This window comes from Cupriavidus pinatubonensis, from assembly GCF_019602855.1.
GTDB classification, from domain to species: Bacteria; Pseudomonadota; Gammaproteobacteria; order Burkholderiales; family Burkholderiaceae; genus Cupriavidus; species Cupriavidus pinatubonensis.
This window is the reverse complement of record NZ_CP080766.1, coordinates 233,460-260,456: the sequence shown is the minus strand read 5'-3', so window position 1 is coordinate 260,456 and position 26,997 is coordinate 233,460. Positions and strand designations below refer to the sequence as shown.

Here is a 26,997-nt window from a genome sequence, read left to right as displayed (position 1 = left end):
GCGTGGAACGTACGCCGATCGAGTCCTCGTTTGCCACCCATGACGGGCAGGAACTGTTCTACCGGCACTGGCCGGCTGCGAGTCGTCAGCCACGCGGTGCCGTGCTGCTGTTCCACCGCGGACATGAACATTCCGGGCGCGTTGCGCATCTTGTGGACGAGTTGGACTTGCCTGACCATGCCTTCTTCGCGTGGGATGCACGCGGCCACGGGCGCTCGCCCGGCGAGCGTGGCTACAGCCCGGGACTCGCCTGTTCGGTGCGCGATATCCAGACCTTCGTCGACCATATCGCGACCATGCATGGTATCGGCGTGGATCGCATTGCCGTGGTGGCGCAAAGCGTCGGTGCCGTGCTTGCTGCGACCTGGGTGCACGACTATGCGCCGCGCATCCGCTGTCTGGTCGTGGCGTCACCGGCGTTCAAGGTCAAGCTCTACGTGCCATTCGCGCGGCCCGGCCTGAAGCTGATGCAGCAGATGCGCGGCAAGTTCTTCGTCAACAGCTACGTCAAGGCGAAATTCCTGACACACGATCCGCAGCGCGTGGCCAGCTACAACGCTGATCCGCTCATTACTCGGCCAATCGCGGTCAATATGCTGCTCGATCTCTACGATGCCGGCGAGCGCATCGTGGCCGATGCAGCGGCGATTACGGTTCCCACGCAACTGCTGATTTCCGGCGCGGACTGGGTCGTGCATCGTGGTCCGCAGGACGCGTTCTTCGATCGGCTGGGGGCGCGCGTGAAGGAGCGCATCGTGCTCGATGGTTTCTACCACGACACGCTTGGCGAACGCGATCGCGCATCCGCCGTGGCCGCCGCGCGGCGTTTCATCGTTCGCGAGTTCGATACACCGTCGGAGCCGGTGTCGCTGCTGGGCGCCGACCGGCGGGGGCCTTTCAAGGACGAGGCCGACCGGCTCGCCGTGCCGCTGTCCGCTGGCAGTCCTGCGGGCCTGTATTGGGGCATGGTGCGTGGAGGGCTGCGCTTTGGCGGCATGTTGTCCGAAGGCGTACGGCTCGGCCACCAGACCGGTTTTGATTCGGGTTCGACGCTCGACTACGTCTATCGCAACAAGGCGACGGGCCGCTTCGGCATTGGCCAGGCGGTCGACCGCAACTACCTGGACGCGATTGGCTGGCGTGGCATCCGGCAGCGCAAGCTGCATGTCGAGGAACTGATCGGCGAGGCCATTCGCCGCCTGCAGGCCATGGGCGAGCCGGTGCGCATCGTGGATATTGCCGCCGGCCACGGGCGTTATGTGCTGGAGGCGCTGACCTCGCAAAGCGGCAACATCGACGGCAACGCGGTGGAGAGCATCCTGCTGCGTGACTACAGCGACCTCAATGTCGAGCAGGGACGGAACCTGATCCGCCGCAAGGGCCTCGATCCGATCGCGCGCTTCGAAAAGGGCGATGCGTTCGATGGCGACAGCCTTGCCGCGCTGAATCCGGCGCCGACGCTGGCCATCGTTTCCGGGCTCTATGAACTGTTCGGGGACAACGAGATGGTCGGATGCTCGCTGCGCGGACTGGCACAGGCGGTGCGTCCCGGCGGCTATCTGGTCTATACGGGACAGCCGTGGCATCCGCAACTCGAGTTCATCGCACGCGCGCTAACCAGCCACCGTGCCGGATCCGCGTGGGTCATGCGCCGCCGCTCGCAGGCCGAGATGGATGAACTCGTGCGCCACGCCGGTTTCGAAAAGCTCGCGCAGCGCATCGACCCGTGGGGCATCTTCACGGTCAGCCTGGCGCGCCGGAAAGGCGAGGGCGCCTGATGCAGCGCGACGGCGCAGCGTATGGCTCTGCCACGCTGGGTGGGAATCCGGCACCGGGCCGGCCATGGCGGCTGGCTCTGGGGCTGCTCGCCATCATGGGTGCGCTATTCTTTTCCTCCTACGGCCTGGCGAACTGGCTGGCCAGCCAGCGTGCAGACGTGCCGTATTTCCACTTCGGCTGGGAGCGCGGCATTCCGTTCGTGCCGTGGTCCATCGTGCCGTACTGGTCGATCGACCTGTTGTATGGCATCTCGTTTTTCCTGTGGGCGACCCGCGCGGACCTGCTTGCCCACGTGAAGCGCTTGCTGGCGGCGCAGGTTATCTCCGTTGCATGCTTTATCGCGTTTCCACTGCGCTTTGCATTTGCGCGTCCCCCCGCGGAGGGGCTGCCGGGGCAGCTTTTCACGCTGCTTGGCGGCTTCGACAAGCCCTTCAACCAGGCGCCGTCGCTCCATATCAGCCTGCTGGTGATTCTCTGGGTCGCGTATGCCGCGCATCTGCGCGGCGTGTGGCGTTGGTTGTTGCATATCTGGTTTGCACTGATCGGCGTCTCCGTCCTGACGACGTACCAGCATCATTTCATCGATATTCCGACGGGCTGGCTGGTCGGGTGGTTATGCGTGTTTGCTTTTCCCATGGCGCTCCCGAGGCCGGCGGTTGGACCGGATGCAAGCACGCCTGATCCCAGGCTTGCGCGGAGCTACGCATTGGCGGCGGGACTGCTGGGGCTGGCATGCGTCGCGGTTGTGTCCGTTTCCGTCTTGGCTGCTTTCCTGCTGACGTCGGCGGCTATCTCGCTGGGCTGCGTTGCCATGATTTACCGTGCCGGCAAGCCGGGCGCGTTTCAGAAGCGTGCTGACGGAACCCTGTCCATGGCGGCGTGGTGGGTGCTGTGGCCGTATCTGCTCGGCGCTTTCGCCAACTCGCGCTGGTGGACACGGCGCCAGCCCGCCGTCAGCCGGCTCACCGATGGCGTCTGGATCGGTCGCCTCCCCGCCGAAGTCGAACTGCGCGAGTCCGGCGCGGATGCCGTGCTCGACCTGACCGCGGAACTGCCGCGGCTCGTGACGGGCGTGCTCTACCGCTGCGTTCCCGTGCTGGATTTGACCGTGCCATCGCAAACGCAGATTCGCGCCGGTGTCGAGGTCATCGAACGCTGGCAGCAGGACGGGCGCACGGTGCTGGTCAGCTGCGCCCTTGGCTACTCGCGCAGCGCGCTGATCGCGGCTGCGTGGCTGGGCTTGCATGCACGTTTGCGCGACCCGCAGCAGGTGCTGGCGCTGTTGCGGCAAAGCCGTCCCGCCGTGGTGCTCGGGCCGCAAAGCGTCGATGCATTGGCGCACTACCTGCAAGCCTCCGTTGCCGATCCGCAAGGAGCCGCCCATGCCGACTGAAGCTCATCCACTTCCCGCCAGCGATGCCTGGGTGGCGCGCATTGCCGCCGGCGCCATGCACGCTGCCGCCCGGCTCAATGGTGCCGGGCTGGTTCTGGCAATGGTCAACCTCCTGCTTGCCGGGTACTTTGCTCCGGCTTCGCTGGTGTACCTGATTCTCGGTTTGGTGGCGGCGGTCGTGGGTGCGGCCGAGCTCTGGCTGCTGGCTCGTGTCGAACTGGACCGTCGACTGTTCGACGCCCTGGCTGAGTCAGGAGATGCGGCGGAACTCGACGCACTCGATCAGGCGCTTTCCGTTTTCGGTTGGCTGGCGCCGGGGCGTAAGGGCCGCTCGGTGGTCGAGCGTTCGCGCGGCGCACTGCGCTTCCTTAAGCTCGCTGGCGCCCTGACGTTTGCGCAGTTGGTGCTGGCGCTCCTGTTGCTGCTACTGAAATGATTTCCACATGACCTGGCTTTCACGACTGGTGGCTCGCGCCATCATCCTGTTCGCGCAGATGCTTACGGGCATGCAGGCGCGCTGGAACGGTTGCCTGCCGGAGGCCATACAGCGCGTCTACTTTGCCAACCACAGCAGCCACGGCGATTTCGTGCTGATCTGGGGCTGCCTGCCGCCGGACCTGCGTGCGGCGACGCGGCCCGTGGCCGGTGCGGATTACTGGGAGGCCTCGCCGATGCGGCGGTTTATCGGTCGCGATGTCTTCCGCGCGTTGCTGATCGACCGCACTGCCGGCCGGGATGGCGCAGGACCGGACCCGATTGCTCAGATGGAGCAGGCGCTGCAGGGCGGTGCCTCGCTGATTATCTTCCCGGAAGGCACTCGCAACACGACCGACGATCCGCTTCTGCCGTTCAAGAGCGGCGTTTTCCATCTGGCGCGCGCATGCCCGGATATCGAATTCGTCCCAGTTTGGATCGACAACCTCAACCGCGTGATGCCGAAGGGCGAGGTTATCCCGGTTCCGCTCCTTTGTACCGTGACCTTCGGCACGCCGCTGCGGCTGCAACCCGAGGAGCTGAAAGAATCCTTCCTGTCCCGCTGCCGCGAGCAACTGCTTGCGCTGGCGCCGGCGCTGGAGTGAAACCATGTCGAGTATTCAGGCAATCCACGACACCCGCGTGCTGTTCGGCGGGGTACTGTGCGTGCTGTTGCTGTCATCGCTGATGACCGCGCTGCTGCGCTGGCGCGTGGCGGGCGGCGCGCCGCACGCAGTGATCGACAACCTGGCCGCGCGGGTATCGGCTTGGTGGTGGATGGTGGCCGTCCTCGGCATTGCGTTCGCGATGGGGCGTACCGCGATCATCGTGCTGTTCGGCCTGCTGTCGTTCTACGCGCTGCGTGAGTTCATCACGATCACCACGACCCGCCGCGGCGACCATCGCGCGATGGTCGCCGCGTTCTTCGTCTTCCTGCCGTGTCAGTACATCCTGGTCTATATCGGCTGGTATGGGCTCTTTTCGATCTTCATCCCGGTCTATGCATTCCTGATCCTGCCGATCCTGTCCGCGCTGTCATCGGAAACCACACGCTTCCTTGAGCGGTGTGCGGGCGTGCAGTGGGCGGTGATGATCTGCGTGTTCTGCATCTCGCACGTGCCGGCGCTGCTGACCCTGCCGATTCCCGGCTATGAGGACCGCAACCTGCTGCTGATCGCCTTCCTGGTAATCGTCGTGCAGGGCAGCGATGTGTTGCAGTACGTGTGGGGCAAGTTGTTCGGCAAACGCAAGATCGCGCCGTTGCTGTCGCCGTCCAAGACGGTGGAAGGCTTCGTCGGCGGCGTGGCGAGCGCGACGGCGCTCGGCGCTTCGCTGTGGTGGATCACGCCTTACGGCTCACCGTGGATGGCCGGGGCGATCGCGCTCGTCATCGCGCTGATGGGCTTTTTCGGTGGGCTGGTGATGTCGGCGATCAAGCGCGACCGCGGCATCAAGGACTGGGGCCACATGATCCAGGGCCATGGCGGCATGCTGGATCGGCTCGATTCGGTGGTCTTCGCCGCCCCGGTGTTCTTCCATCTCACGCGCTACTGGTGGGTACCGTGAGCGGTGCCAGTCCGGAAACGGGGCGGCGAGCGGCTTACTTGCCGGAATCCTTCACGTCGGCGAACTTGTCGAACTCGATGTTGTAGAGTTCGCTGCCGCGTTTTTCCACCTTGCGGATGTAGACGGTCTGGATGACGTCGCGCGTGGCCGGATCGATCATGATCGGCCCGCGCGGGCTCATGATCTTCATGCCCTTGAGCGCGCCGATGATCTTGTCGCCATCGGTGGCGCCATTGGTCTTCTTCAGCGCTTCGTAGATGGCGGCCATGCCGTCATAGGCGGCTACCGTCATGAAGTTCGGGCGGCCGGCACCGGGGTTGGCTGCGGAATAGGCGCTCAGGAAGGCCTTGTTCTCACGCGAATCGTGCGCCATCGAGTAGTGGAACGACGTGATCACGCCCAGCGTCGAATCGCCCATGGCGGGCAGCACGTGGTCGTCGGTCAGGTCACCCGTGGCGATCACGCGGATGCCGGCCTCGGCCAGCCCGCGCTCGCGGAAGCCCTTCATGAAGGCGACGCCCTGTTCGCCGGCCGGCAGGAACAGGAACACGGCCTCAGGCTTGGCGTCCTTGATGCGCTGGATGAACGGTGCGAACTCCGGGTTGCGCAGCGGCACGCGGATCGATTCGATGATTTGCCCGCCGCCGCCGATGAAGTTGGTCTTGAACGCGGTCTCGGCATCGATGCCGGGCGCGTAGTCGGCCACCAGCGTGACCACCTTGCGCACATTGTTTTTCACGGCCCAAGTGGCCATGGGTGCCGAAATCTGCGGCAGCGTCATCGACACGCGCGCAATGTAGTTCGACTTGGTGGTGATGACCGACGAAGCGGCATTGAAGATCACCATCGCTTTCTTCGCCTGCTCGGCGACCGGGGCAACGGCGAGCGCTTCCGGCGTCAGGCCGAAGCCCGCCAGGATGTCGACCTTGTCGCGTACCACCAGCTCCTGCGCGAGACGCTTGGCCACATCCGGTACCGGGCCCGTGGTGTCCTTCATGATGACCTGCACCTTGCGCCCGGCCACGGTGTCGCCATGCAGCGACTGGTAAGCCTTGACGCCGGCTTCCATCTGCTTGCCGTAATCGGCGAAGCTGCCGGAGAACGGGGCGATCAGGCCTATCTTGATGGGATCGGCGGCGTGTGCCGCGGCCGACAACAGGGCAAGGGCGCCGCAGGCAACGATGGCGCGCTGCAACAGCGTGAAGGTCATGGATTATCTCCTCGATAGGACCTGTGCGGCACTTGCGGCCGCATCGAGGAGGGAGTGTAGGAGGGTGCCCGGGCCAAGGCAATCCCGATTGACACGGGGGCCCTGGCCGGCTCAGCGCAGGTCAGACGACAGTGGCCAGTGCCAGCGTGAGCAGCAGCGCTACCACCGAGATGAGGGTTTCGCAGACCGACCAGGTCTTGAAGGTCTGGGTCACGGTCATGTTGAAGTACTCCTTGACCAGCCAGAAGCCGCCGTCATTCACGTGCGACAAGATCAGCGAGCCCGCGCCGGTGGTCAGCACCAGCAGTTCGGGGCGCGTCCCCGGCACGCTGGCCGCGATCGGTGCGACGATGCCGGCGGCCGTGGTCATGGCCACGGTGGCGGAGCCGGTCGCGATGCGGATCATTACTGCAACCAGCCAGCCGAGCACCAACACGGACACGTGCGCGTTCGTGGCAACGTCGACGATGGCGTTGGAAATGCCGGAATCGCGCAGGATGCGGCCAAAGCCGCCGCCGGCGCCGACCACGAGCGTGATGATGGCTGTAGGCGCCACGCACTCGTTGGTGAACTTCAGGATCGCGTCGCGATTGAAGCCGCGCGCTTTGCCAAAGGTGTAGAAGCTGACCAGCGCGGCGATCAGCAGCGCCATGACCGAGTTGCCGATCAGCTTGAGGAAGTCGTTGGCAAAGGTCTTGGGCGTCGTGAACAGGTCGGCCCAGCTGCCGATCAGCATCAGCAGCACCGGCAGCAGGATCGTGAACACCGTGATGCCGAAGCCCGGCAGGTCGTGCGATTCCTTGACCTTCTCGTCTTCCTCGGTGAACTGCGCGGCCAGCGGGTTGACATCGGGCAGCTTGACGTAGCGGTCCATCAGTTTCGCGAACAGCGGGCCGGCAATGGCCGCGGTCGGAATGCCGACGATCAGCGCGTACATGATGGTGCGGCCGATGTCGGCGCCATAGGCGGTGACCGCGAGCAGCGCTGCCGGGTGCGGGGGAATCAGGCCATGCACGACGGACAGGCCCGCCACCATCGGAATGCCGACCAGCACCATCGACGTGCCGGTGCGCTTGGCCACGTTGAAGGCGATCGGCACCAGCAGCACGAAGCCGACTTCAAAGAAGACCGGCAGGCCGACGATGAAGGCGATGGTCACCATGGCCCAGTGCACGTTCTTCTCGCCGAAGAAATCGATCAGCGTGCGGGCGATGCGCTCGGCGCCGCCCGATTCCGCCATCATCTTGCCGAGCATGGTGCCGAGGCCCACCACCAGGGCAATATGCCCGAGCGTGCCGCCTACGCCGGCTTCGAACGACTTGATGATGTCGCCCATGGGCATGCCCACGGCGAAGCCGAGCAGCACAGAGACGACGACCAGGGTGATGAAGGGGTTGAGCTTGAAGCGCGCGATCAGTATGACCAGGGCGATCACGGCGATCAGCGCGTACACCAACAGTGTGGTTCCGGTGACGGCACCCATGTTGTCTCCTTGAGTGGAAAAAAAGGCCGCTTGTGGCGGCAATGTTTGTAGTTCAGTTCATGTCCCGCCCGGGTCGCGGGCGGGGAAAGCGCAATCAGACAGTCAGACAGTCAGGCAATAAGGCAATCAGCAGGCAACTGGCTCACGCTGCCGGCTTCTTGTACGCGATGCAGTCCACTTCGACCTTGCAGTCCACCACCATGCTGGACTGCACGCAGGCGCGGGCTGGCGGGTTGGCGCCGAAGTATTCCTTGAAGATCTTGTTGAACGAGGCAAAGTCGCGCGCGTCGTCCAGCCAGACCCCGCAACGCACCACGTGCTCGGGGCCGTAGCCGGCTTCGGCCAGGATGGCCAGCACGTTTTTGATGGCCTGGTGCGTTTGCGGCACGATGCCGCCGTCGACCAGTTCGCCATTGACCATCGGCACCTGGCCGGACACGTAGAGCCAGCCGTCTGCGGCCACTGCGCGGGCAAACGGCATGTGCTGGCCGCCCTGGCCGGTGCCGCCTTCTACGCCGAATCGTTTGATATCCATAAATGCTCCTGAAATCGGGTGAAACAAGAAGAGAGAGAAGTCACGCCGCGGGCTGGGCGCCGCGCGGCAGGAACCGGCCGGCGCGCACGCCGGTGGGCTGTCGCTGCTGCCACGACAGCTCGCCGTTGACCCAGACCGCGGCAATACCTTCGGCCGGTTGCATCGGATCGGTGAAGCTGGCCGCGTCACGAATGGTGTTGGCATCGAACAGCACCAGGTCGGCCCAATAGCCTTCGCGCACGAAGCCGCGCTCGGTCAGGCCGAAGCGCTCGGCCGACATGCCGGTCATCTTGTTGACGGCCACGGCGAGCGGGAACAGCTCACGGTCGCGCGCATAGTGGCCGAGCACGCGCGGGAACGCGCCCCACAGGCGCGGGTGCGGCAGCGGGTCGTTGGGCAGGCCGTCGGAGCCGACCACGGTGGCGGGGTGGCTCAGAATGCGGTCGACGTCGGCGTCTTCCATGCAGTGGTACACGGCGCCGGCCGGCATCAGCCGCCGGGCGGCCTCGTGCAGGTCGACCTGCCATTCGGCGGCGATTTCGGCCAACAGGCGGCCGCCCATCTCGGGCGCGCCTTCGGACCACGTCACCATGATGTCGAAGTCGCTGGTGACCTGCTTGAGGTCCAGCGTGGAGGAACTCGCGGTGTACGGGTAGCAGTCGCAGCCGACCGGTTGCCAGCGCTGCGCGGCGTCGAGCGCGTCAAGCACTTCGGTGCTGCGGCCCCAGTTGGGGACGCCGGCGCATTTCAGGTGCGAGATCACGACCGGCACGCGCGCATGGCGGCCGATGCGGAAGGCCTCGTCCATCGCGTCGAGGATCTCCGCAAATTCGCTGCGCAGGTGCGTGGCGTAGAGCGCGCCCGCATGCGCGAGGGGCTCGGCCAGCGCCAGCACTTCCTCCGTCGGCGCGCTGAACGCATTCGCGTAGGCCAGCCCGGTGGACAGGCCCAGCGCGCCGTGCTGCAGCGCCTCTTCGAGCTGCGCGCGCATGGCGGCGATTTCGGCCGGCGTGGCGGCGCGGTCGAACCGGTCCATGTGGTTGCTGCGCAGTGCGGTATGTCCCACGAGTGCCGCGACGTTGACGGATGGCTGGGCAGCGTCGACGGCTTGAACGTAGGAGCGGAAATCCGGGTAGCGGAACGCATCCGCATGCCCGAGCAGGTTCATCGGATCGGGCGGATCGCCTGAGAGCACCACTGGCGCGGCGCTGATGCCGCAGTTGCCGACGATCACCGTAGTCACGCCCTGCGACAGCTTGGGCGTCATCTCTGGCTGGCGGACCACGTTGGTGTCGTCGTGCGTGTGCACGTCGATGAAGCCGGGGGAGAGCACCAGCCCGTGGCCTTCGACCACGTGCGCGGCGGAGTCGGCGTCGATGGCGCCGGCGTCGTCGATGGATGCGATGCGGCCATCGCGCAGCGCCACGTCGGCCATGCGCGCCGCGGCGCCCGAGCCGTCGATCAGCATGACGCAGCGGATCAGGGTATCAAACAGGTGTGGCATAGGTCAGTCTCCCAGCGGCTGGCGGCCGTCCGGGCCGGCGCCGCTGTCCGGGCCGCGCTCACCAGCGGGACCGCGGTGGGCGTCGAGCACATATTTCAGGCGGCGCAGCCGTTCCTTGCTCTGGTCCTGCTGCAGCAGCGCGCATTGCGTGGCCAGGACATCGAGCACCAGCAGCATCGCGTAGCGCGAGGCCGACGGCTTGAAAATGAAGTCGGTCTCGAGCGTGCGCACCGGCAGCAGCACGTCGGCACGCGCAGCCAGCGGCGAACCGAGCGCGGTCACGGCCACCAGCTTCGCGCCGTATTCGCGCGCGATATCGCAGCTCGCCAGCATCTCCGGCACGCTGCCGCTGGCCGAAAACGCGAGCACCACGTCGTCGCGGCTGAGCGTCGCGGCCACCATCTTCTGCAGCAGCCCGTCCTGGTAGCTGGCCACGGGTTGCCCCAGACGCGCCAGGCGGTGGCGCGCTTCGTCGGCCATGATCGACGAGCCGCCGCCCATGCCAAAAGCGTAGACCATGCGTGCGCCGAGCAACAGGCGCGCAGCCTGTTCCATGCGGTCGGTGTCGATGAGCTTGCGATTGACCTCGAGCGCGGTGAGCACGTCGGCATGGATGCGGTCCGCCACGGTGGCGGGGGCATCGGCGGGTGCCGGCACGCCATCGGGGTCAAGGAAGCGCATGCCAACCGCAGTCGCTTGCGCTAACCGCAGCTTGAGGTCGCGCACGTCGCGGCAGCCGATGGCCTTGGCAAAGCGCGTCACGCTCGCTTCGCTCACGCCGGCCTTGCGCGCCAGTTCATTGATGCTGGCTGCTGCTGCGCCGGCCAGGTCTTCCAGTACCACCTGCGCCACTTTCTGCTCGGCCAGGCGCAACGCGGGGCCGCGCTCGGCGATGCGGGTCAGGATATCGAAAGGCGCGGTCATGGCTGAGGGAGGGTCCGTGGGCTGGCGAAGGGCTATAACTGGTAATGCCGGCCCTGTCGCGTTGCCGCAGCGGGGCGCTGATCGCATCCGGTTGTCGCTCGGTGGATCGGCGTGTTACTTTATAACAAAGGATGAAATATCGTAATTTCAGGGATATCATTACGTCAATCAGATTTTTTCAGGGTGATGACAGGCATGCGTGAAATAAAGTACCAAGCCGGCACGATCGATCCGCTCAACAAGGCGCTGGGCCGACTGGAGGCGCCGATTGCCCCCGAAAATGCTGGCCAGACGGGCTGGAACCTGCTGCGCGAAGAACTCAGCTTGCCGGCCGCAGTGCTTTATGAAGACCGTCTGGCGCATAACCTGGAATGGATGAACCGCTTTATGGGCGAGTACGGTGTGCAGCTTGCGCCGCATGGCAAGACGACCATGGCGCCCAAGTTGTTTGCGCGCCAGCTTGGCGCGGGTGCGTGGGGCATTACGCTCGCGACGGCGCACCAGACGGCAGCGGCCTACGCGCACGGCGTGCGCCGCGTGCTGATGGCCAACCAGCTCGTGGGCCGCCGTAATATGGAAATCATTGCGGACCTGCTGCGCGATCCCGGCTTCGAATTCTTCAGCCTGGTGGACTCCGCGGACCTCGTGGACCAGCTTGGCGCGTACTTTCGCGAGCGTGGCCAGAAGCTGCAAGTGCTGCTGGAACTAGGCGTGGAGGGCGGCCGCACCGGCGTGCGCGATGCCGCGCAGCAGGCGGACGTGCTGGCGGCACTGGCGCGCTGGCCCGACGCGTTGTCGCTGGCCGGCGTGGAGATCTATGAAGGCGTGCTGAAGGAAGAGGCCGATATCCGGCGATTCCTGCAGCGCACGGTTGCCGTGACGCGCGAGATCGCGCAAGAGGGCCGTTTTGGCCGCAGTCCGGTGGTCATGTCGGGCGCCGGTTCGGCGTGGTACGACGTGGTGGCCGAAGAGTTTGCGCGCACCGAGATTGGCACGCCGATCGAGATCGTGCTGCGTCCTGGCTGCTACCTGACCCATGACGTTGGCATCTACAAGGCCGCGCAGGAGCGCATCCTCGCGAGCAACCCGGTAGCACAGAAGATGCGCGAAGGCCTGCTGCCGGCGTTGCAGCTGTGGGCGTACGTGCAGTCCGTGCCGGAGCCTGAGCGCGCGATCATCGGCATGGGCAAGCGCGACGCGGCGTTCGACGCAGGCATGCCGACTCCCGCGGCAATCTACCGTCCAGGCAGCGATGCCCCGCTCGCCGTGCCCGCGCACTGGGAGGTCACCGGCATGATGGACCAGCACGCGTACCTGCAGATCCGCGCGGGCGACGATATCCGGGTCGGCGACATGATCGCGTTCGACATCTCGCACCCGTGCCTGACGTTCGACAAGTGGCGGCATATTCCCGTGCTCGACGGCGACATGCGCGTCATCGACATTGTCCAGACCTTCTTCTGAGAAGAGCCCGCCATGAGCATCGACATCCTGGCCTACGGCGAGCCGCTGGTGGAATTCAACCAGCAGCCCGACGACCCGACCCGCTACCTGCAGGGCTTTGGCGGCGACACCTCGAACTTCTGCATTGCCGCGGCACGGCAGAGCGCTACCACTGGCTACATCAGCGCGGTGGGCGCCGATAGCTTCGGCGAACGCCTGATGGCGCTATGGACGCGCGAGCGTGTGGACACGCGCCACGTGCGCGTCGATCCGGTGGCGCCGACCGGCGTGTATTTCGTGAGCCATGACAACCATGGCCACCGCTTCGATTACCTGCGCGAAGGTTCTGCCGCGAGCCGCTACCAACACGAACACCTGCCGCTGGGCGCTATTGCGCAGGCGAGCTTCCTGCATCTGTCGGGCATCAGCCTGGCCATCAGCACGAGTGCCTGCGATGCGGGCCTGGCCGCGATGGAGCATGCGCGCAAGGCTGGCACCAAGGTGTCGCTCGATACCAACCTGCGGCTGCGGCTGTGGTCGCTGGCGCGCGCGCGCGGCATCATGCGCGAGGCGTTTTCGCTGACCGACGTGTGCCTGCCGAGCTGGGATGACATTACTGTGCTGACGGGACTCGACGACCGCGATGCCATCGTCGATTATCTGCTCGGCTGTGGCATTGGCCTGGTCGCGCTGAAGCTTGGCGAGGAGGGCGCCTACGTCGCCACGCCGGAGTCGCGCACGCTGGTGCAGCCGTTTGCCGTCAAGCCGGTGGATGCCACGGGTGCCGGCGACTGCTTCGGCGGCAGCTTCATCGCGCGGCTGGCTGCGGGTGCCGATCCGTTCGAGGCGGCACGCTATGCCAACGTGGCCGCGGCGCTGTCTACCACCGGCTACGGTGCGGTGGCGCCGATTCCTTCCGCGGAGACCGTGCTCGCCAGGCTGGCGCAGTCGGTGTCCGTGATTGCCTGATCAGATCCACACTTCCTTGTCCGCAACGAACCTGACTGCCATGCAACTTCAACCTTCCCCGCTGCTCGCGCGGCTGGCCAATGTGCCAGTCATTCCTGTGCTGGAATTCGGTTCCGTCGACGAAGCGCTGCATGTCAGCGAAGCGCTGGTGGCCGGCGGCCTGCCGCTGCTCGAAATCACGCTGCGCACGCCGGTCGCCATGGATGCCATGCGCGCCGTGGCCGCCAAGATTCCGGGCGCCTGCGTGGGCGCCGGTACGGTGCTGACCGTGGAACAGCTCCACGCCGTGCGCGATGCCGGCGCGCAGTTCGCCGTATCTCCGGGCCTGACACCGACGCTGGCCGCTGGTGCGCAGGATGCAGGCATCTCGCTGCTGCCGGGCGTGGCCACGGCCAGCGAGGCCATGGCCGCCCTGGAGTCCGGTTTCACCTTCCTGAAGTTCTTCCCGGCCCAGGCCGCCGGCGGCGTGCCGATGCTCAAGTCGCTGTACGGGCCGCTGGCGCAACTGCGTTTCTGCCCCACCGGAGGTATTGATGCAGCGCTGGCACCGAGCTATCTCGCCTTGCCCAATGTGGTGTGCGTGGGCGGTTCATGGGTGGTGCCGAAGGACGCCGTTGCTGCCGGCGACTGGGGCCGCATCCGCAAGCTCGCGGAAGACGCTGCGGCATTGCGCCGGGGCTGAGCCTCCGCATAGCCCGGAATGCAAAACGGCACGCCATGCGTGCCGTTTTGCCAGGGATGCGCTGTGCCCCGGATGCCGGGGCGTACCGCTTACTTGTGGCGATCCGCCGCACCTTCCAGTTTCTGGCCGCCGCGCTGGATATCCTGGCCGAGTCCGGCCATGGTATTGCAGCCAGCCAGCAAGGTCGCGAACAGTACGCACCAGATCCAACCTTTCTTCACGCCGGGCTCCTTTCAGTCATGGTCATTTCGCGGCAGATTTTACCGCCAGTGGCCGTGCGCATCACGTGTGATGTGTCGCAATTTGTAAATCGTACTGGGCTGGGAGGCGCATGGACGCTCGCCGCTGGCGTCATCCCGCCGGCCCGAGCAGTTCCCGCGCGCGCTGCTGGATGGCCCAGTGCGTCTGCGCGAGCCAGTTGGCCGGGAATGGCTGCGCCAGCAGGTAGCCCTGGATGCTGTGGCACCCCCAGGCATGCACCTGTTCCAGCTGCTTGCGCGTTTCCACGCCCTTCGCACAAACCATGACGCCCGCCTTGCGCGCCACCGTGCACGCGTCGCGCAGCTCTGCCGCGGCGTTGGCGGGCTGGTCGGCATGCCCGAGGCTGCGCACGTCCAGCGTGACCCGGTCGGGACGCAACCAGGCAAAGGTCTCCAGGCTTTCCGGCCGGCCGTCGAAGTCGCTGAGCGACAGTTGCAGGCCGCGCTGGCGCAAGGCTTCGAAACTTCCGATCAGTTCCGGGTCGTCCGGCAGGTTGGTGGAGGGCACTTCGATGCAGAGCCGCTCCGGCGCGACGGCACCAGCATCAAGCGTTCGCGCAAGCGCATCGACCATTTCAAGCTGATGCAGCTGCGCACTCGATGCCAGCAGGGTGAACTGCAGCGGCCCGACATCTTCGGCTGCGCGTGCCAGCGGCGCCAGGCTGCCGAGCAGCCAGTTGCCGACCGGGCCCATCAGGCCCAAGCCTTCGAGCGCGGGCAGGAAGTCCTGCGGCGCAACCCGCCCGAGCGCGGGATGGCGCCAGCGCAGGCGGACCGAATAGCCGCTGATGCGGGCGCCGGCGAAATCGGCGCGCGGCTGGAGGTGCAAGCTCAGTTCGCCGCGCTCAAGCGCCTGGGGCAGCGCGGCGAGCATCTGGTCCGCGGCGGGCGTGCCGGCACGCATGGCGCTGGCCAACCCGTCGCCGCCTTGGCGGCAGATCCGCAGCATGGCGTCAAACGCGTGCTGCAGGCTGCGTTCGGCGGCCACGTCGGGATGGTCGAGCGACATGCCGATGCTGCAGGACAGGAACAGCTCGAAGCCGTCCAGCGTGAAGGGTCGGCCCAGCTCGTCGGCCATGCGTTGTCCGAGCCGTGCCGGGTCTTGCGTCGCCGCCGGCAATGGCGTCACCACCGCCAGGTCCGCGGGCCCGAGCCAGTACATGCGCGCTTCCGGCAGCAGCAATCGCGCGAGCCGCGCCTGGACGAGTTGGCGCAGATGCGCAGCCCGCCGGGGGCCCGCGGATTCGCACGCGCTGGCAAAGCGGTCCAGTCGAATGACGAGGATGACCAACGGTGCGCCAGCGAAAGTGGCGCGGCAATTCCCCAGCGCGGCCACGAAGGCGGCCGGCTGGACCATGTCATATGCGTTTCCGGCACGTTGACCGGCGCTGTCGTCGGCGTCGTCTTGGTGCATGCAATCTCTCTTGCAGGCAAGGCCGGCAAGATGCCGGCTACTGTCCACACTTCCCCGTTCTGTCGTTGTGATCGTATTTTGCCACTGCGATTGCACGTTGCCGTGCAGGCAGTATCGCGGTGTCCGATGTGGCGCAACTACGATCATACGGCAGGCAGGGCGGCAGGAGAGCGCCGTCGGCATCGAGCCGGTGCGCGGTACGCCGGCCTTGACAGCCGCCCGAATTGCCGATGCGCGGGAAAGACGACGAAGGGCGGTGCCGGAATCAGCCCGTGGTTTCGTCTTCTGGTCCTTCCGATGCCGCTACCCGCGAGGCCAGGACCTTATCGATGCGCTTGCCGTCCATATCAAGGATCTCGAAGCGCCAGTCTCCCCACTGGACACTGTCCGCGGTCTGGGGCAACCGGCCAAGCAGCAGCAGGAGCATGCCGGAGAGCGTGTGATAGCGCTCTTTCTCTTCCTCGGGGACCTGGCGCAGGCCGATGCGATCCTTCAGTTCGGGAATCGGGATCAGGCCGTCGAGCAGCCAGGAGCCGTCTTCGCGCTGGATGGCCCATTCCTCGTCCGCGCTGTCCGGCTTGAACTCGCCGGTGATGGCTTCGATCAGGTCCTGCAGCGTGACCAGGCCCAGCACTTCGCCGTACTCGTCGATGACGAAGGCGATCTGGCCGCCCGAGCCGCGGAAGTTTTCCAGCAGCTCCATGCCCGTGACGCTCTCCGGCACGAACACCGCCGGCTGCACCGCGGCCATCAGGTCGGCTTCTTCGCCGCGCAGGCGGCGGGCCAGCAACTGGCGCGCGCTCACCACGCCGACGATGTCATGCATGCCGCCACGCACGACCGGAAAGCGGGAATGATCCGATTCCTCGATACGCTTGAGGTTCTCATCCAGCGGCACTTCCACGTCGAGATACACCACGTCTCCGCGCGGCACCATCAGCGAAGCGAGTTGCCGGTCATCGAGGCGGAACACGTTGCGCACCATGGTGTGCTCGTGCTGCTCGATGATGCCGGCCTCGGAGCCCTCGACCAGCAGCGCGTGAATTTCTTCTTCGGTCACGCCGGGGCCGCGGTTTGTGTTGACGCCGAGTAGGCGCAGCACCAGACGCGTGGATCCCGACAGCAACTTGACGAACGGCGTGCTGGCCACGGCGAGCCAGGAGATCGGGCGCGCCGCCAGCCGGGCGATGGTCTCCGGCGCCATCTGGCCCAGGCGCTTGGGCACCAGTTCGCCCAGCACGATCGAGAAATAGGTCAGGCCGGCCACTACGATGGCTGTTGCCACATAGCCGGCCGTGGTCTGCGGCAGCCCAAGCCCCTGAAGCCACACGCCCAGCGGTTGTGCCAGGGTCGATTCGCCCACTACGCCGTTGAGCACGCCGATCGAGGTGATCCCGATCTGAACGGTCGACAGGAACCGCGTCGGGTCTTCGCCAAGCTTGATGGCTTCAATGGCTCCGCGGTCGCCTTCTTCCACCTGGCGCTGCAGCCGGGCCCGGCGTGCGGTGACCAGCGCGATCTCGGACATGGCGAACAGACCGTTGAGCAGAATCAGCGCCAGCAGTATGGCAATTTCCATCAGGGTGCGCGCCCTTTGCGCGCGGGGGTTAAAAGATCAAGCATACCATTCGCCTGTTACACCTTGTCGTGGTGTGCAGAATAGGGCGCAAACTGAGGTAACGTGAATGCGCGTCATTACCTCTCAGGTAGTCGCACGCCTGCGCGGCACATGCTGTAATACGTCACATGGAAACCCTGACGCCCGGCTCCGAGACCGCTCTCGATTTTCCCGACCTGCTGCGCTACTGGCGCGGCAGGCGCGGCTACAGCCAGCTCGCGCTGTCGCTGGCGGCGGGCGTGTCGCAGCGGCACATCAGCTTTCTCGAGTCCGGCCGTTCCCGGCCAAGCCGCGAGATGGTGCTGGCGCTGGCCGAACGGCTCGGCGTACCGCTGCGCCAGCGCAACCGCATGCTGCTGGCGGGTGGCTTTGCGCCGGCTTACAGCGAGTACAAGCTGGTGTCTCCGCCTTTGCAGATGGTGCAGCAGGCCATTTCGCTGATCCTTGCCAAGCAGGAGCCGTTCCCGGCGGTGGTGCTCGACCGTTTCTGGAATCTTGTCGACGCCAACGCCGCCTACCGCCGCATGCTCGAAGTGCTGCTTGATGATGGCCGCGTGCCCGTCGCACTTGGAGACGGCGGCGGTCGCATCAACCTGATGCTGACGGTGTTTGATCCTAATGGCTTGTGGCCTGTGATCGAGAACGCGCGGCAGGTCGGCCGCTACCTGCTGAGGCGTGTCTGGCAGGAACTCCAGGTTCAGGCGAACGATGAGATCGCGCGGGAGATCTTCGCGCGGATTGCAGTCTGGCATCCCGACATGGTGGGGGCCGGCGGCGTGCTGTTGCCCGATGACGAGGCGACGGACGGTCCGCCGCCGCCGGTGCTGCCGGTCACGCTGCGCGCCGGTGCGTTCCGCGCCTCGCTGTTTTCCACCATCACCACACTCGGCATTCCACAGGACGTTACCCTGCAGGAAATGCGCATCGAGTGCTTCTTCCCGGCCGACGATGCCACGCGCGAGGTCTTCGAGGCGCTGGCGCACGATCCTTCTCCGGCTCCTCAGAAGCGGTAACGCACGTACACGGTACTGAAGGCCGTGCCCGGGTTAGGTTGCTTGATGCCGGCATTCGAGATGTGCTGGTAGCGATAGCCCACGGTGAATTGCTGTGCCTTGCCAAACGCCACGCCCAGGCCTGCCATGTCCGAGAACTGGAAGGCGGTCGAATAGTTGTGGTCGTCGGAGGTTCGGGTTTCGCTGATCAGCCGCACGCCCACGGACAATTCCAGGAAAGGCACCCAGCTGTAGCGCCTCCAGGCCAGCCTTACCACCGGAGAGGCGCCAAACTCCCACGGATTGCGGGGGTTGTTGCTGCTGGTGCTGTGCCAGCGCGCAACATTTACCTCCCATTGCAGGTCGAGCAACCAGCCTTCCGGGTTGCCCCAGGCATAGCCCGAGTCCCACAGGAATGCCACGTCCACTTTCTGAATATCGTGGCTGGTGTCGATGCCATAGCCAATCTGGACGGCGGGAATCGGCGGGGCCGCCTGAGCCAGGCTGGGTCCGAAGGTCGCGGCAGACAGCACCGTGGCCAGTGCAGCCTGCCGGATGCCCATGCCCCGGCATCGCTTGCGGCGCATGGTTCGTTGGGCGGAACAGCCAGGCCGGTCTTCGGGCATCGGTCGCATAGCAGGTTGGCTCGTTGTTTTAGGAGGGCGGGCTCCGGGGGCGTGCTCAGTCCCTTTTTCATCACACCTGAACTAGTTGTAGTACACGACGGGCCACCTTGCGCGCTAAGAAAATCGAACACGCGTGCTAAGATCCGCCGGCCGGCACTTTTCGCACGTGGCCCGTCGAGGGATTTGCGCGAGTTGCCGGCACCGTTACGTCTTCAGGGCGGGGTGAAACTCCCCACCGGCGGTATGCCGCAGCGTGCGTTTCCGTACGATGCAGCGAGCCCGCGAGCGCCTGCACATGCCGTGCAGGGTCAGCAGACCTGGTGCGATGCCAGGGCCGACGGTCATAGTCCGGATGAAAGAAGATGGGCGGAAGCTTGCCTGGCAACCTCGGTTGCAGGGCATGGATGCCGCTCGCCGCGGTCGGACATCGACGTCCGGCGTACGGTGTTGCGCCTTCATGCAATGCGCTCGTGCGGTTGCCTGCGCGCTTTCGTTGATCCTCCCCTGAAACGCCCACTGATCAGCTAGCAAGGAGCGTTTCATGCCAAGCCTTTCCCACGAATCCGATTCCATCACGCTCGCAGCCGATGCCGACGAGCGCCCGTTAGCCCTGCGTATCGCGCAAGCACTCGATGCCATGCGTGAAGGGCGTCCCGTCGTGCTGCTCGACGATGACGACCGCGAAAACGAAGCCGACCTTATCCTGGCCGCGGAATGCCTGACGCCATCCAACATGGCGATGATGATCCGCGAATGCAGCGGCATCGTGTGCCTGTGCCTGACGACCGACAAGGTGCGCCAGCTCGGCCTGCGTCCCATGGTGGAAAACAACCGCAGCCAGTATGGAACGGCGTTCACCGTATCGATCGAAGCGCGCGAGGGTGTGACCACTGGCGTGAGCGCGGTGGACCGCATCACCACAATCCGTGCGGCGATTGCGAAGGATGCGGGCACCGATGCTGTCGTCAGCCCCGGGCATGTGTTCCCGCTGGTCGCGGTCGACGGCGGGGTGCTGGTGCGCCGGGGGCACACCGAAGGTTCGGTCGAACTCGCGCGGATGGCCGGACTGTCGCCGGCCGCGGTGCTTTGCGAGCTGATGAATCCCGACGGCACCATGGCGCGCCGTCCGGAAGCGTTGTCGTTTGCCGAGATGTACCGTCTGCCGATCCTGACCATCGCCGATCTCGTGGCGTGGCGCGAAATCCACGGCTGAATTGTGCTGCTCGGGTCGGCAAGTGCGGCTGCCTATGCGACAATGCGGCTCGCTTTTTCCCGTCAATTCGAGGGCGATTCAATGCTTTTCCGCATATTTCGATGCGCCGCTGTACTCTACGGCTGCGCCATTAGCGTGGCCGCTCACGCCGAACCCGTAGCTGGCTTCGACAATCGGCCTGCCGCTGCCGCTGCCGCAGGGCTGTACGAGTGCCAGCAACCGTCGGGTACTACCGTTTTCCGCTCCACGCCGCGCGAAGGGTGCGCGGTGCTTGCCGCGCCCGATCCCGCGGCGCCGGACCCGCAGCGTTGGCTTCCGCTTATGGGTGCCAACGGCGTGATTTCGTATTTCGATCAGGTCGCCGTCAAGCGTGCGGGACCCGAAGTCGGTGTGGTCGTCATGCGCAATGCGCCGTCGGGCGTGATCCGTACCACGAGCGGTGAACCGATCCGGTCATCGCTGAAGCGCATGGTGCTCAACTGCGCCTCGTCGATGGTCGCCGTGGTCGAGCAGACGCTCTACACGAAGCGCTTCGGAAAGGGCGAGGCGCTTTACACCATCCGCTCGCCGCAGTTGTCGCGCTTCCACCCGGCGGCCAGCGGCTCGGTGGCCGCCGAGCTACTCCGGAGGCTGTGCCGCTGAGGCGGCAGCAGACCGTCAATCAGCGACTTGCCGTGATTTCCACTGGCCGTCCTTCTGCTTGCAGAACCAGCCGCTCCAGTGCTCCTCGGCGCTGCCGCGCTTGAGGTCGGTCTTGAGGCGGCGGCACGACTGTCCCTGGTCGGTCTTGGTGGTGACCGGCGTCAGCGTGCCACCCACCGGCAGGCGCTTGCCGGTGGCCGGAAACTCCCACGAAACCGATTGACCGTCCGCGGTATCGTTCAGCGCCTTGCGGACGGACTTTGCGAAAGACGCGGCTTCATCCTTGCTCATCTTGCCAATGATGGTGCCGGACAGGTAACTGTCGAAATATGCCCGGGCGGGAGTGGTCACGGCGAACATCAGCGTGGCACTCAATGCGCTGGCCAGGGCAACGGTAGAGAGGCGTCGGGCTTGCCGAGACAGCATGATGAATCCTTTTCGGTACGTGGTACTTTGAAAGCGGCGGTCAGCCGCCGCAGGCAAGTGCATTGTAAGAACCCGATTCACAAAGAGGAAGGGGAGGGGTTTCCGGACTCCACCCTGGTGCGACTGGCCACGGACGGCGCCTTTCGCGTCGCATGCGTCATGGTGCGGTTGACAGGCGATTTGCACTGGCCTAGCGTTGATTGGCCACTGATGCTTGCCGCAACGCCATCCGCATCGACAGGCAGCGGGGCACAACGCGAAATCACCGCGAGAGGAGTCCCCATGAAGCTGCGCCACCTTACCCTCGGCCTGGCGCTCGCCGCCGCATTCGGCGTCGTGCACGCCCAGTCGCCCGCCAAGGGCGGCAAGTTCGATCCCTATACGGATGGTGCGAAGGCCGGCAAGTTCGACACCTATACCGACGGTGCCAAGACAGGCAAATTTGATCCCTATACCGAAGGCGCCAAGTCCGACAATATGACGTCGTTGGCCCCGGGTGCGCGCACCGATCAGCTTGAGCCGATCCAGGGTGCTCAGCGCGTCGGCAAGTCTGATCCGTACACGGATGGTGCGAAGGCCGGCAAATTCGATACCTATACCGACGGGGCGAAGCAAGGCAAATTCGACACCTATACCGACGGGGCGAAGCAATAGCGTTTCGTCGCCAGCCGGGACCCTAGGCGCGCGAACTGTGTCGTGACGTGGCCGCGCGTCGACACAGGCGTCCGCTGCAAAGGTATAAAGCGCCTTTGCGGCGGCGTGGGTTTCATTTTGTTTCAAACCTTGCGTGATCGAAACGTGACTTCGCGGTCTCGAATTGTTAAGGTTTGTCGCATATCGCAATCCAGCGACACCGGGCCAGCAGGCTCGGTTTTTTCGCGCCTCGGGCCCGACATGGCCTCGCCAGGTCCGTCTCTTGCTTGTTGGGCCGCTGCGCTGTCCCCCAAGTCGTCCGTCGTGCCGGCCGCGAGCGCCGGTCGCACCGTCCACGCTTCCAATCTGGGCATTCATGTCATCAAACACCTCGCCACGCCTGTCCGAACCATCGCCCGCACGGTCATTTGTCCGTGTCCGCAGCCAAGGGGTGTCGGGCACGGCGCGTGTACGGATGGCCCGATGGCTGGGTGGCGGTGCGCTTGCCGTGCTTGCCATGGCGGCACACGCATTCGATTTCGATACCGTGGCCGCACGGGCACGGCAGCTGGCGGCCTCTCCGTACAAGGCGCCGGCGCAGAATCTGCCGCGCGAATTGCGCGAGCTGTCGTTCGAGCAGTACCGCGAGATCGAATACAAGCCTGAGCGCTTTGCGTGGCGCAACGCGCGCCTGCCGTTCGAGCTGTCGTTCTTCCACGAAGGCATGGTGTTCGACCAGCCTGTGCGCATCCACGAGGTGGTCAGCGGCAACGTGCGCGAGTTTCGGTTCGACCCGGCGGCATTCAACTACGGACCGCACAAGGTCGATGCTGCGCGGCTGAAGAACCTCGGCTTTGCCGGCTTCCGCGTGCTGTACCCGCTCAACCAGGGCAAGCGCAAGGATGAACTGGCCTCCTTCCTTGGTGCGAGCTACTTCCGCGCATTGGGCAAGGACCAGTGGTACGGGTTGTCGGCGCGCGGACTCGCCGTCGATACCGCGCTCAATTCCGGCGAGGAATTTCCGCGTTTCGTCGAATACTGGATCGAGCGGCCTTCCGCATCGGACAAGCAGTTGACGATCTATGCGCTGATGGATTCGCGCCGCGTGAGCGGCGCCTATCGCTTCGTCATCAAGCCCGGCGAAGAGACGTCGATGGAGGTCAAGTCGCGCCTGTTCCTGCGCGAAAACGTGACAAAGCTCGGCCTGGCGCCGCTGACCAGCATGTACCTGTTCGGCGAGAACCAGCCGTCGACCGATGCCGATTTCAGGCCGGAAGTGCACGACTCTGACGGACTCTCCATCCATCTGGGCACGGGGGAATGGGTATGGCGTCCGCTCGTCAACCCGAAGCGGCTGCTGGTGACGTCGTTTGCCGCGACCAATCCGCAGGGCTTCGGGCTGATGCAGCGTGACCGCAGCTTTAACAACTACCAGGAAATCGGCGCATGGTATGAGCGTCGGCCGAGCGGCTGGGTAGAGCCGCGCGGAAACTGGGGTTCCGGCCGCGTGGAACTGGTCCAGATCCCGACCCCTGACGAAACCAACGACAACATCGTCGCGTACTGGGTGCCCGACAACCCGCCCAAGCCCAAGCAGCCGTTCGACTACGAGTACCGGCTGATGTGGCAGAAGGATGGCGAACAGATGCCGCCGCTGTCGTGGGTCACGCAGACGCGCATGGGGCAGGGCGTCACGCGCAACAAGGAAGACACCAGCTTCTCGCTGGTGGTGGATTTCGAAGGCCCGGCGTTCCGCAAGTTGCCGGCCGATGTGCGCATCGATCCGGTGGTGTCGGCCGACGCCAATGCCGAACTTCTGAAAACGTCAGTGCAGCGTAACGACGCCACTGGCGGCTGGCGCATGACCATGGTGATGCGCCGCAAGGATGCCAACAAGCCGGTTGAGTTGCGCGGCTATCTTCGCAACGGCAATACAACCTTATCCGAGACGTGGAGCTACATCTTACCCCCAGGCTAAAGCAGCGACCGGCCCAGGCGGCGGCATGCGAGCGCTATGTCGACCGCCTGCCCGTATCGTCTGAACTGCGCAGCGAACTGCTGGCCGATCCGTCCATGCCCGCTTCTGCGGGGATCTCGATCGACCCCCGCGATGCCCAAGCGGCCATCGAGCAGTTGCAGTCCAGGCTGTCGGCACGCGAGCCGGCAAAAGGCGAAACCCCCGAGCCCGGTGGCTCGACCTACGGTTCGGTGGGACGGCGGTTCTCGCTGGCCTACGGCAATCCGCAAGTTGCCGGGGAACCGTTGCTGAAGCGCCGGCCCGACGGCACCGTGCATGTCGACACCGGGCCGGAACCGCAGCGCAGTTCCATGGTGCCGCGCCAGTGGCCGCCGCATATCGTCACCGGCTGGGTGCGCAACACCTGGCGCCGCATGCTGGGGCGCCCGCCCGTGCCCGAAACCTGGGACACGCTGCATGATGGCCCGGATGCCGAAGGCAAATGGCATCCCGCTGGTTCGCACCGGCGCTGGTTTCTGCTGGGGCTGGTGGTGGCGCAGACCACGCTGGCCACCTACTTCATGACCAAGGTGTTGCCGTACCACGGCGCCGACCTGCTCGAGATCGCGATCCTGGTCCTGTTCGCGGTGCTGTTTTCGTGGGTATCCGCCGGCTTCTGGACGGCCATGATGGGCTTCCTGGTGCTGGCAAAGGGCGGCGACCGGCATCTGATTTCGCGCTCGGCCGCACCGGATGCGCCCTTGGCGCCCGATGCGCGCACAGCGGTCATCATGCCGATCTGCAATGAGGACGTGACTCGCGTCTTCGCCGGCCTGCGCGCGACCTACGAATCGCTTGGGCGAACCGGTCATCTTGCCAACTTCGATTTCATTGTCCTGTCCGACAGTGGCAACCCGGACCTGCGCACCGCGGAGGTCGATGCGTGGATGGAAGTGTGCCGCGCGGTAGGCGGTTTCGGCCGGATTTTCTACCGCTGGCGCCGCCACCGGGTCAAGCGCAAGACCGGTAACGTAGCCGACTTCTGCCGCCGTTGGGGCAGCAAGTACCGCTACATGGTGGTGCTCGACGCCGACAGCGTGATGAGCGGCGATTGCCTGGCTACGCTGGTGCGGCTCATGGAGGCCAACCCGGGCGCGGGCATCATCCAGACCTCGCCGCTGGCCGTGGGGCGCGAAACGCTCTATGCGCGCGTCCAGCAGTTCGCCACGCGCGTGTACGGCCCGCTGTTCACGGCAGGCCTGCATTACTGGCAGCTCGGCGAATCGCACTACTGGGGCCATAACGCAATCATCCGCGTCAAGCCGTTCATGGAACACTGCGCGCTGGCACCGTTGCCGGGCCGCGGGCCGTTGTCAGGCGAGATCCTGTCGCACGATTTTGTCGAAGCCGCGCTGATGCGCCGTGCCGGTTGGGGCGTGTGGATCGCGTATGACCTGCACGGTTCGTACGAGGAACTGCCGCCGAACCTGCTCGACGAGGTCAAGCGCGACCGCCGCTGGTGCCAGGGCAACTTGATGAATTTCCGGCTGTGGCTGAAGCAGGGCTTCCACATGGTGCACCGCGCGGTGTTCCTGACGGGGATCATGGCCTATCTGTCGGCGCCGCTCTGGTTCTTGTTCCTGCTGTTGTCGACGGCCATGCTGGCCCGGCATGCGCTGGTGCCGCCCGAGTATTTCACGCAGCCGTACCAGTTGTTCCCGACCTGGCCCGAATGGCATCCCGAGAAGGCGCTTGCGCTGTTCTCCGCGACGGCGACGCTGCTGTTCCTGCCCAAGGTGGCCAGCATACTGCTGCTGGTGCGCCAGGCGCGCCAGTATGGCGGCTTGCCCAGGCTCGTAATGAGCATGCTGATCGAAGTCGTGCTGTCCGCGTTGCTGGCGCCGACCCGCATGCTGTTCCACACCAAGTTCGTGATCGCGGCTTACAGCGGATGGGGGATTTCGTGGAAATCGCCGCCGCGCGAGGACGCGGAAACGACCTGGGGCGAAGCTGTGCGCCGGCATGGTTCCCACACGCTGCTGGGCCTGGCATGGGGCGCGCTGGTGTACTGGCTGAATCCGTCCTTTGTATTGTGGCTGCTGCCGATCGTCGGCTCGCTGGCTTTGTCGATTCCGCTGTCGGTCATGTTGTCGCGGGTATCGTTCGGCCGCGCTTCGCGTGAAGCAGGTCTGTTCATGATTCCCGAGGAAGCTCTGCCGCCGCGGGAAATTGTCGAAACCCAGCAGCACGTGGAGCAGGCCACCGAGACGCCGAATTTTGTCGACGCCGTAGTCGACCCGGTCACCAATGCCCTGATGTGCGCCACGGCTTCGGCGCGTGTCGTACAGCCGGCATCGGCTAAGGAGCGCCACGCCGCGCTGGTGCAGCACGCGTTGACCGGCGGCCCGCGCGCGCTGACGGCCTCGCAGCGCCATATCCTGCTGGGAGATCCGTTCGCGCTGTCAAAGCTGCATGAGCTTGTGTGGGGATCGCCGCTTGCTGACGCGGGATGGAAGAATATCCGCCTGCTGGTGCGGCGCGCGCCCAACGTCTTGCCGCTGCGCCCGCGCGTCGCCTGACAGAGGAGCGCGGCGCTGCCGCGCCCCTCGGGCGGATTCCGCAACGTCAGTCAGCGCAAAGCGGAGGTACAGATCGGCGCGTTGATGTAGACGTCGCCGACGCGGCGTTCGCCGCGGTCGTTGCGCGTCATGTAGCGGAACATCATGCTCACGCCCAGCTTGGTCAGGATTTCCACGTCGCGATTGGCGCAGATATTGCGCTGCAGCGGCGCGGCGTAGTTCACCTCGAAGCTGGCAAGGTCCAGCATCGGTCCGCGGTAGTTGGTCAGCTCGAGCTGAAACAACACGTGTTTGCCAGGCGTCGACTGGCAGCGCCGCAAGCGCGTTTCCCCATCGATCTCGATCGGCAGTGCGTCGTTGAGCAGCCGGCAGGCGCGCGCCAGCACGCCGTCAGGCCGGTTGGTACTGCGCAGCAGTTCTGGCACCCCTGCCGCGCCGGTATTCTGGCCTGTCGCCGCGCCCTTGAGCATGCGGGACATTGCATCGGCTTCGTCGAATACGGGCGCAGGCGCCGAGGCGGGTGGCGGGCGCATGGGTGCCGGGGCGCTTTGCACTGGCCATGGCAGCAGCAGTGCAGCCGCGAGAGCGGCTGAGCCAAGCGAAGCGGTGAGCGGCGTGTGTCGTATTCTCATGCAGGATAACGTTGCCGGGGCAAACCTGTCGCCCATCTCTGCG

The 26,997-nt window shown here is 65.4% G+C and carries 25 protein-coding genes and 1 riboswitch; of the genes, 14 read left to right on the top strand and 11 right to left on the bottom strand.

What is annotated here, in order from left to right:
• Positions 1 to 2: 2 nt before the first annotated feature.
• From K2O51_RS01285 to K2O51_RS01265, 5 genes are read left to right on the top strand one after another with little or no spacing between them, the layout of a single operon-like run.
• Positions 3 to 1,778, top strand: a complete 1,776-nt coding sequence (locus K2O51_RS01285) for a bifunctional alpha/beta hydrolase/class I SAM-dependent methyltransferase (RefSeq protein WP_011300135.1) — start codon at positions 3 to 5, stop codon at positions 1,776 to 1,778.
• Positions 1,778 to 3,172, top strand: a complete 1,395-nt coding sequence (locus K2O51_RS01280) for a phosphatase PAP2/dual specificity phosphatase family protein (protein ID WP_011300136.1) — start codon at positions 1,778 to 1,780, stop codon at positions 3,170 to 3,172. The genes K2O51_RS01285 and K2O51_RS01280 overlap by 1 nt, the downstream gene beginning before the upstream one ends.
• Positions 3,162 to 3,608 (top strand): hypothetical protein, encoded by a 447-nt coding sequence (locus tag K2O51_RS01275; RefSeq protein ID WP_011300137.1) that lies wholly within the window; start codon positions 3,162 to 3,164, stop codon positions 3,606 to 3,608. The genes K2O51_RS01280 and K2O51_RS01275 overlap by 11 nt, the downstream gene beginning before the upstream one ends.
• A gap of 7 nt (positions 3,609 to 3,615) precedes the next feature.
• Positions 3,616 to 4,251, top strand: coding sequence for a lysophospholipid acyltransferase family protein (locus K2O51_RS01270; protein ID WP_011300138.1), 636 nt, complete (start codon positions 3,616 to 3,618; stop codon positions 4,249 to 4,251).
• 4 nt (positions 4,252 to 4,255) lie between these two features.
• On the top strand, positions 4,256 to 5,212 hold the full coding sequence (locus K2O51_RS01265; protein ID WP_220630384.1) for a phosphatidate cytidylyltransferase: 957 nt from the start codon (positions 4,256 to 4,258) through the stop codon (positions 5,210 to 5,212).
• Between the two features lie 34 nt (positions 5,213 to 5,246).
• Here the strand turns inward: K2O51_RS01265 and K2O51_RS01260 are convergent, their stop codons facing one another.
• The 5 genes from K2O51_RS01260 to K2O51_RS01240 form a co-directional block, all read right to left on the bottom strand.
• A complete protein-coding gene (locus tag K2O51_RS01260) occupies positions 5,247 to 6,422 on the bottom strand; it encodes an ABC transporter substrate-binding protein (RefSeq protein WP_011300140.1) in 1,176 nt (391 codons plus the stop codon).
• 121 nt (positions 6,423 to 6,543) lie between these two features.
• Positions 6,544 to 7,905 carry a GntP family permease gene (locus K2O51_RS01255; protein WP_011300141.1) on the bottom strand — a complete coding sequence of 454 codons (1,362 nt, stop codon included), beginning with the start codon at positions 7,903 to 7,905 and terminating at the stop codon, positions 6,544 to 6,546.
• Between the two features lie 142 nt (positions 7,906 to 8,047).
• Entirely contained in the window at positions 8,048 to 8,440 is a 393-nt protein-coding gene (locus K2O51_RS01250; RefSeq protein ID WP_011300142.1) for a RidA family protein, read from the bottom strand.
• 40 nt (positions 8,441 to 8,480) lie between these two features.
• Positions 8,481 to 9,944, bottom strand: a complete 1,464-nt coding sequence (locus K2O51_RS01245; protein ID WP_011300143.1) for an N-acyl-D-amino-acid deacylase family protein — start codon at positions 9,942 to 9,944, stop codon at positions 8,481 to 8,483.
• A gap of 3 nt (positions 9,945 to 9,947) precedes the next feature.
• The gene (locus tag K2O51_RS01240; RefSeq protein ID WP_011300144.1) at positions 9,948 to 10,868 is read right to left on the bottom strand and encodes a MurR/RpiR family transcriptional regulator; all 921 of its coding nucleotides are present in this window, start codon (positions 10,866 to 10,868) and stop codon (positions 9,948 to 9,950) included.
• 195 nt (positions 10,869 to 11,063) lie between these two features.
• Between K2O51_RS01240 and K2O51_RS01235 the strand changes: the two genes are divergently transcribed.
• Genes K2O51_RS01235 through K2O51_RS01225 form a run of 3 tightly spaced genes read left to right on the top strand, consistent with a single transcriptional unit; the run spans position 11,064 to position 13,962 of the window.
• The gene (locus tag K2O51_RS01235; protein ID WP_011300145.1) at positions 11,064 to 12,332 is read left to right on the top strand and encodes an amino acid deaminase; all 1,269 of its coding nucleotides are present in this window, start codon (positions 11,064 to 11,066) and stop codon (positions 12,330 to 12,332) included.
• A 12-nt stretch (positions 12,333 to 12,344) separates the two neighbouring features.
• On the top strand, positions 12,345 to 13,280 hold the full coding sequence (locus K2O51_RS01230; protein WP_011300146.1) for a sugar kinase: 936 nt from the start codon (positions 12,345 to 12,347) through the stop codon (positions 13,278 to 13,280).
• A gap of 40 nt (positions 13,281 to 13,320) precedes the next feature.
• The gene (locus tag K2O51_RS01225) at positions 13,321 to 13,962 is read left to right on the top strand and encodes a bifunctional 4-hydroxy-2-oxoglutarate aldolase/2-dehydro-3-deoxy-phosphogluconate aldolase (RefSeq protein ID WP_011300147.1); all 642 of its coding nucleotides are present in this window, start codon (positions 13,321 to 13,323) and stop codon (positions 13,960 to 13,962) included.
• 89 nt (positions 13,963 to 14,051) lie between these two features.
• On the opposite strand, the gene K2O51_RS01220 is transcribed toward K2O51_RS01225, so the two are convergent.
• The 3 genes from K2O51_RS01220 to K2O51_RS01210 form a co-directional block, all read right to left on the bottom strand.
• On the bottom strand, positions 14,052 to 14,183 hold the full coding sequence (locus tag K2O51_RS01220; RefSeq protein WP_041680161.1) for an entericidin A/B family lipoprotein: 132 nt from the start codon (positions 14,181 to 14,183) through the stop codon (positions 14,052 to 14,054).
• 130 nt (positions 14,184 to 14,313) lie between these two features.
• On the bottom strand, positions 14,314 to 15,636 hold the full coding sequence (locus K2O51_RS01215; protein ID WP_245001820.1) for a bifunctional diguanylate cyclase/phosphodiesterase: 1,323 nt from the start codon (positions 15,634 to 15,636) through the stop codon (positions 14,314 to 14,316).
• Positions 15,637 to 15,901: 265 nt separating this feature from the next.
• On the bottom strand, positions 15,902 to 17,215 hold the full coding sequence (locus tag K2O51_RS01210; RefSeq protein WP_011300149.1) for a hemolysin family protein: 1,314 nt from the start codon (positions 17,213 to 17,215) through the stop codon (positions 15,902 to 15,904).
• Between the two features lie 167 nt (positions 17,216 to 17,382).
• Here K2O51_RS01210 and K2O51_RS01205 point away from each other — a divergent pair, with 167 nt between their 5' ends.
• Positions 17,383 to 18,267, top strand: a complete 885-nt coding sequence (locus K2O51_RS01205) for a helix-turn-helix domain-containing protein (protein ID WP_011300150.1) — start codon at positions 17,383 to 17,385, stop codon at positions 18,265 to 18,267.
• On the opposite strand, the gene K2O51_RS01200 is transcribed toward K2O51_RS01205, so the two are convergent.
• Positions 18,255 to 18,833 (bottom strand): acyloxyacyl hydrolase, encoded by a 579-nt coding sequence (locus K2O51_RS01200; RefSeq protein ID WP_235679787.1) that lies wholly within the window; start codon positions 18,831 to 18,833, stop codon positions 18,255 to 18,257. The genes K2O51_RS01205 and K2O51_RS01200 overlap by 13 nt on opposite strands.
• Before the next feature lie 243 nt (positions 18,834 to 19,076).
• Positions 19,077 to 19,240, top strand: a riboswitch (FMN riboswitch).
• A gap of 173 nt (positions 19,241 to 19,413) precedes the next feature.
• Between K2O51_RS01200 and ribB the strand changes: the two genes are divergently transcribed.
• Complete coding sequence (gene ribB / locus K2O51_RS01195; RefSeq protein ID WP_011300152.1) at positions 19,414 to 20,085, top strand: 3,4-dihydroxy-2-butanone-4-phosphate synthase; 672 nt, start codon at positions 19,414 to 19,416, stop codon at positions 20,083 to 20,085.
• An 81-nt stretch (positions 20,086 to 20,166) separates the two neighbouring features.
• Complete coding sequence (locus tag K2O51_RS01190; RefSeq protein WP_220630382.1) at positions 20,167 to 20,727, top strand: surface-adhesin E family protein; 561 nt, start codon at positions 20,167 to 20,169, stop codon at positions 20,725 to 20,727.
• A gap of 15 nt (positions 20,728 to 20,742) precedes the next feature.
• On the opposite strand, the gene K2O51_RS01185 is transcribed toward K2O51_RS01190, so the two are convergent.
• Positions 20,743 to 21,153: an RT0821/Lpp0805 family surface protein gene (locus K2O51_RS01185; protein WP_220630381.1), complete on the bottom strand. Its 411-nt coding sequence runs from the start codon at positions 21,151 to 21,153 to the stop codon at positions 20,743 to 20,745.
• A 282-nt stretch (positions 21,154 to 21,435) separates the two neighbouring features.
• Here K2O51_RS01185 and K2O51_RS01180 point away from each other — a divergent pair, with 282 nt between their 5' ends.
• The 3 genes from K2O51_RS01180 to mdoH all read left to right on the top strand — a co-directional run bounded on the left by K2O51_RS01180 (position 21,436) and on the right by mdoH (position 26,322).
• Positions 21,436 to 21,807 carry a hypothetical protein gene (locus K2O51_RS01180; RefSeq protein ID WP_011300155.1) on the top strand — a complete coding sequence of 124 codons (372 nt, stop codon included), beginning with the start codon at positions 21,436 to 21,438 and terminating at the stop codon, positions 21,805 to 21,807.
• A 355-nt stretch (positions 21,808 to 22,162) separates the two neighbouring features.
• Complete coding sequence (locus K2O51_RS01175; protein WP_011300156.1) at positions 22,163 to 23,764, top strand: glucan biosynthesis protein G; 1,602 nt, start codon at positions 22,163 to 22,165, stop codon at positions 23,762 to 23,764.
• Complete coding sequence (gene mdoH, locus K2O51_RS01170; protein ID WP_011300157.1) at positions 23,737 to 26,322, top strand: glucans biosynthesis glucosyltransferase MdoH; 2,586 nt, start codon at positions 23,737 to 23,739, stop codon at positions 26,320 to 26,322. Before K2O51_RS01175 ends, mdoH begins: the two co-directional genes overlap by 28 nt.
• A 50-nt stretch (positions 26,323 to 26,372) precedes the next feature.
• Here mdoH and K2O51_RS01165 read toward each other — a convergent pair whose 3' ends face one another.
• Positions 26,373 to 26,954, bottom strand: a complete 582-nt coding sequence (locus K2O51_RS01165; protein WP_041680164.1) for a hypothetical protein — start codon at positions 26,952 to 26,954, stop codon at positions 26,373 to 26,375.
• Positions 26,955 to 26,997 lie beyond the last annotated feature (43 nt).

What these genes read in the sequence shown, in the direction of transcription:
- K2O51_RS01210 (WP_011300149.1), bottom strand. Translation starts at nt 17,215, where the DNA reads ATGGAAATTGCCATACTGCTGGCGCTGATTCTGCTCAACGGTCTGTTC.
- K2O51_RS01175 (WP_011300156.1), top strand. Translation starts at nt 22,163, where the DNA reads ATGTCATCAAACACCTCGCCACGCCTGTCCGAACCATCGCCCGCACGG.
- K2O51_RS01265 (WP_220630384.1), top strand. Translation starts at nt 4,256, where the DNA reads ATGTCGAGTATTCAGGCAATCCACGACACCCGCGTGCTGTTCGGCGGG.
- K2O51_RS01230 (WP_011300146.1), top strand. Translation starts at nt 12,345, where the DNA reads ATGAGCATCGACATCCTGGCCTACGGCGAGCCGCTGGTGGAATTCAAC.
- K2O51_RS01235 (WP_011300145.1), top strand. Translation starts at nt 11,064, where the DNA reads ATGCGTGAAATAAAGTACCAAGCCGGCACGATCGATCCGCTCAACAAG.
- K2O51_RS01260 (WP_011300140.1), bottom strand. Translation starts at nt 6,422, where the DNA reads ATGACCTTCACGCTGTTGCAGCGCGCCATCGTTGCCTGCGGCGCCCTT.
- K2O51_RS01270 (WP_011300138.1), top strand. Translation starts at nt 3,616, where the DNA reads ATGACCTGGCTTTCACGACTGGTGGCTCGCGCCATCATCCTGTTCGCG.
- K2O51_RS01250 (WP_011300142.1), bottom strand. Translation starts at nt 8,440, where the DNA reads ATGGATATCAAACGATTCGGCGTAGAAGGCGGCACCGGCCAGGGCGGC.
- K2O51_RS01225 (WP_011300147.1), top strand. Translation starts at nt 13,321, where the DNA reads ATGCAACTTCAACCTTCCCCGCTGCTCGCGCGGCTGGCCAATGTGCCA.
- K2O51_RS01240 (WP_011300144.1), bottom strand. Translation starts at nt 10,868, where the DNA reads ATGACCGCGCCTTTCGATATCCTGACCCGCATCGCCGAGCGCGGCCCC.
- K2O51_RS01200 (WP_235679787.1), bottom strand. Translation starts at nt 18,833, where the DNA reads ATGCGCCGCAAGCGATGCCGGGGCATGGGCATCCGGCAGGCTGCACTG.
- K2O51_RS01180 (WP_011300155.1), top strand. Translation starts at nt 21,436, where the DNA reads ATGAAGCTGCGCCACCTTACCCTCGGCCTGGCGCTCGCCGCCGCATTC.
- ribB (WP_011300152.1), top strand. Translation starts at nt 19,414, where the DNA reads ATGCCAAGCCTTTCCCACGAATCCGATTCCATCACGCTCGCAGCCGAT.
- K2O51_RS01205 (WP_011300150.1), top strand. Translation starts at nt 17,383, where the DNA reads ATGGAAACCCTGACGCCCGGCTCCGAGACCGCTCTCGATTTTCCCGAC.
- K2O51_RS01190 (WP_220630382.1), top strand. Translation starts at nt 20,167, where the DNA reads ATGCTTTTCCGCATATTTCGATGCGCCGCTGTACTCTACGGCTGCGCC.
- K2O51_RS01185 (WP_220630381.1), bottom strand. Translation starts at nt 21,153, where the DNA reads ATGCTGTCTCGGCAAGCCCGACGCCTCTCTACCGTTGCCCTGGCCAGC.
- K2O51_RS01280 (WP_011300136.1), top strand. Translation starts at nt 1,778, where the DNA reads ATGCAGCGCGACGGCGCAGCGTATGGCTCTGCCACGCTGGGTGGGAAT.
- K2O51_RS01215 (WP_245001820.1), bottom strand. Translation starts at nt 15,636, where the DNA reads ATGCACCAAGACGACGCCGACGACAGCGCCGGTCAACGTGCCGGAAAC.
- K2O51_RS01245 (WP_011300143.1), bottom strand. Translation starts at nt 9,944, where the DNA reads ATGCCACACCTGTTTGATACCCTGATCCGCTGCGTCATGCTGATCGAC.
- K2O51_RS01255 (WP_011300141.1), bottom strand. Translation starts at nt 7,905, where the DNA reads ATGGGTGCCGTCACCGGAACCACACTGTTGGTGTACGCGCTGATCGCC.
- K2O51_RS01165 (WP_041680164.1), bottom strand. Translation starts at nt 26,954, where the DNA reads ATGAGAATACGACACACGCCGCTCACCGCTTCGCTTGGCTCAGCCGCT.
- K2O51_RS01275 (WP_011300137.1), top strand. Translation starts at nt 3,162, where the DNA reads ATGCCGACTGAAGCTCATCCACTTCCCGCCAGCGATGCCTGGGTGGCG.